This is a genomic window from Anaerorhabdus sp., from assembly GCF_036657415.1.
Lineage (GTDB): Bacteria > Bacillota_I > Bacilli_A > Erysipelotrichales > Erysipelotrichaceae > Anaerorhabdus.
In genome coordinates this window covers 1-3,657 of record NZ_JAVXGL010000128.1, presented here as the reverse complement: position 1 = coordinate 3,657, position 3,657 = coordinate 1, and the positions used below count along the sequence as shown (strand labels likewise).

General features: G+C 34.5%; 4 protein-coding genes. All 4 read left to right on the top strand.

The genetic code is table 11. The features are described 5' to 3' along the window. Positions 1–542 (top strand): helix-hairpin-helix domain-containing protein (locus RSB60_RS11195; protein WP_332616405.1); only part of this gene is annotated, 542 nt, incomplete at its 5' end. Between the two features lie 4 nt (positions 543–546). Further along, the gene (gene gatC, locus RSB60_RS11190) at positions 547–843 is read left to right on the top strand and encodes an Asp-tRNA(Asn)/Glu-tRNA(Gln) amidotransferase subunit GatC (RefSeq protein ID WP_323380881.1); all 297 of its coding nucleotides are present in this window, start codon (positions 547–549) and stop codon (positions 841–843) included. Further along, positions 843–2,261, top strand: coding sequence for an amidase family protein (locus RSB60_RS11185; protein WP_332475357.1), 1,419 nt, complete (start codon positions 843–845; stop codon positions 2,259–2,261). The genes gatC and RSB60_RS11185 overlap by 1 nt, the downstream gene beginning before the upstream one ends. Next, positions 2,261–3,657 (top strand): Asp-tRNA(Asn)/Glu-tRNA(Gln) amidotransferase subunit GatB (gatB, locus tag RSB60_RS11180; protein ID WP_332616403.1); only part of this gene is annotated, 1,397 nt, incomplete at its 3' end. The genes RSB60_RS11185 and gatB, both read left to right, overlap by 1 nt.

Here is a 3,657-nt window from a genome sequence, read left to right as displayed (position 1 = left end):
CATATGAGAATTTAGTAGAAGCTATTGAAGCGTGTAAAGATAATGGTCTGGATAAATTGTTATTTGGATTAGGTATTCGTCAAGTTGGTTCAAAGGCTGCACGTATTCTTGCGGCACATTTCAAAACAATGGATAACTTAATGAATGCAACTTGTGAGGAATTACAAACTATTGATGATATAGGTGGAATTACTGCAGATGCAATTGTGACTTATTTTAAAGATGATTCAAATCAACAATTAATTCAAAGTTTAAAAGATGCAAATGTGAAAATGGATTATCAAATGGAAGAAAGAGTAGAATCATTCTTCTCTGGCAAAACAGTTGTATTAACAGGATCACTTCAACAATATAGTCGTGGTGAAGCACAGGCATTGCTTGAAAAAATGGGAGCTACGGTAACAGGAAGTGTATCTAAGAAAACAGACTTAGTCGTATATGGCGAAGAAGCTGGTTCTAAATTAGAAAAAGCAATCACATTGGGCGTGCAAACAATGACAGAAGAAGAATTTATGCACGAGTTAGAAAAGAATGAGGGATAAAAATATGGCTGAAGCTAAAGATAAAGAATATATTCGCCATCTTGCACATCAATGTATGTTTGATTGTAATGATGATGAATTAAGTTTAATTGAAGAAGAATTCGTAACATTGGAAAAACAAATGGAACTTCTCAATCAAGTAAATACAGAAGGTGTAGAACCAATGGTATATCCATTTGAAATGGAAACAACTTATTTACGTGAAGATGAAGTTGTGAATGTTATTTCACAAGAAGATGCGATATTGAATGTTTCAAAATCAAGAGAAGGGCATGTACTTGTTCCCAAGGTGGTAAAATAATGATTCAAGAAATGAGAAAAGAATTTATGAATGCAGAGAAAAATGTATTGGCTGCATGTGAAAAAGCAAAAGAAGTTCAACCAAAATTAAATGCGGTTGTGACTTTCATTGATCCATCTGAGCAATTAAGTCATCTAGAAGAACATAAAGATGGATTGATGGCAGGAGTACCTATTGTATTAAAAGATAATGTTTGTACAAAGGGAATTCGTACGACCGCATCAAGTAAAATATTAGATAATTATATTCCAATCTATGATGCATTCATTGTTGAAAAACTAAGAAATGCAGGTGCAATTACAATTGCGAAAGCATCCCTTGATGAATTAGCGATGGGTGGCACAAATACAACTGCATATACAGGACCTGTTCATAATCCTTGGGATATCACACGTATGTCTGGAGGCAGTTCTGGAGGTAGTGCAGTTTTAGTTGCAAGTGGTGTTGTTCCTTTTGCGATTGGTTCTGATACAGGAGATTCAGTTCGTAAGCCTGCTTCTTATTGTGGGGTTATTGGTGTGAAACCAACTTATGGTAGAATTTCTCGTTATGGTATTATTCCTTACTCTTCAAGTCTTGATCATGTCGGTTATTTTACACGTAATGTTGAAGATGCATGTATTGGGTTAGAAGTGCTTGCGGGAAGAGATGATCGCGACATGACAACAAGTACAAAAGAAGTACCCGCTTTTTCAAAACTTTTAAATTCATCACTTGAAGGTAAGAAAATAGGTGTTATTAAAAATGTTATTGATTCAATTAAAAATCAAGAAACAGTTCAAATATTTAATGAATTAATTGAAAAATGCAAAGCACAAGGTGCAGAAATAGTTGATGTAACTTTTGATAATAATTTAATGCGTGCGATTCTACCAACGTATTATATGATTGCGAATTGCGAAGCAACAGCAAACCATTCTAATCTTGATGGTATACGATTTGGTGTACAAGAACCAGGTGAAAGTACAGAAGAAGTTATGATTCAATCAAGAACAGAAGGATTTGGTATTCAAGTACGTAAACGTTTTATTACTGGAAGTTATGGTTTATTTGTAGAAAATCAAGAAAAGTTGTTTAGAAAAGCACAACGCGTACGTCGATTAATTGTCGAAGAAATGAAGAATGCACTTACTTCAGTAGATTGTTTAATTGCACCAGCTAGTTCTTCAATAGCACCAAAACTTGAAGGTGAACAAATGGATGAATTATCAGAAGACTACCTAATTGCAGAAAATCATATGGTTATGGGGAACTTTTCAGGTTATCCAAGTATGACGTTGCCAATGGGTTTTTCTAAGGAATGTCCATTAGGTGTTAATATTACATGTCGCGCTTTTGAAGAAGAAACAATGTTTAACATCGCGGCAGGTATTGAAAAATGTACTGGTCTTAAAGATATTATTGCGGAGGTGAAATAATGGAATACGATGTAGTCATAGGAATTGAAATCCATTGTGAGTTAAAAACTAAGTCGAAAATGTTTTCAAGTTCACCAGTATCTTTTGGGCAAACTGCTAACAGCTGTGTAAATGAAATTGATTTAGGTCATCCTGGAACAATGCCTTGTGTTAATAAAGGTGCTGTTGAACAAGCAATCAAAGCATGTACAGCACTTCATTTAGAAATAGATCCAGTATTAAAGTTTGATCGTAAAAATTATTACTACGCGGATTTACCAAAAGGGTTTCAAATTACACAACAATTTTATCCTATTGGAAAAAATGGGTATATTGAAATAGAAACATCAAAAGGGAAAAAGAAAGTACGTATCAATCGTATTCACATGGAAGAAGATACAGCAAAACAATTCCACTTAAATGATGGTACACTTATTGACTTCAATCGAGCGGGCACACCATTGATTGAAATCGTATCTGAACCAGATATGACAAATGGAGAAGAGGCAGCTGCTTATGTTGAAGCACTTCGTCAAACTCTCTATTATTTGGGCGTATCTGACGTGAAGATGGAAGAAGGTTCAATGCGTTGTGATGTTAATATTTCGTTAATGCCTAAGGGCGCAACGGAATATGGTGTTAAGAATGAAATTAAAAACTTGAATTCAATTAGCAATGTACAAAAGGCGATTGATTTCGAAATATCACGTCAAAGTAAAATTCTAGATGAGGGTGGAATTATTGAACAAGCTACTCGTCGTTTTGATGAAGCAACTAAATCGACAATATTGATGCGCTTAAAAGAAGGAAATGTGGATTACAAATTCTTTCCAGAGCCAAATATTGTGCCTATTCGTTTAGAGAATGCATGGATTAAGCAAATTCAAGATAGTTTACCTGAACTTCCAGAAGCGAGAAAAAATCGTTATGCAGTAGAATATGGATTGAGTGCATATGATATTAATGTTCTGATTGCGAATAAAGAATTATCAGAGTTTTACGAAGAAATTATGAAAACATGTAAGAATGCCAAACTTGCATGTAACTGGACAATAACAGAATTACAAGCATGGCTAAGCAAAAATAATATTACATTACAAGAATGCAAAGCTAAACCACAAGATATTGCGGAAATGGTGAACATGATTGAAAACGGTATCATTTCTGGCAAACAAGCAAAAGAAGTTTTTGAAGATGTCATGAAAGGTTCTTCACCAAGCAAAATTGTTGAAGAAAAAGGATTGAAGCAAGTAAGTGACACATCACTGATTGAGGCTTTAATAAAGGAAACTTTAGATGAACAACCACAATCAATAGAAGATTATCGTAACGGAAAAGACCGTGCCGTTGGCTTCTTGGTGGGTCAAGTGATGAAGAAGTCAAAAGGACAAGCGAATCCAGCGATGACAAATCAAAT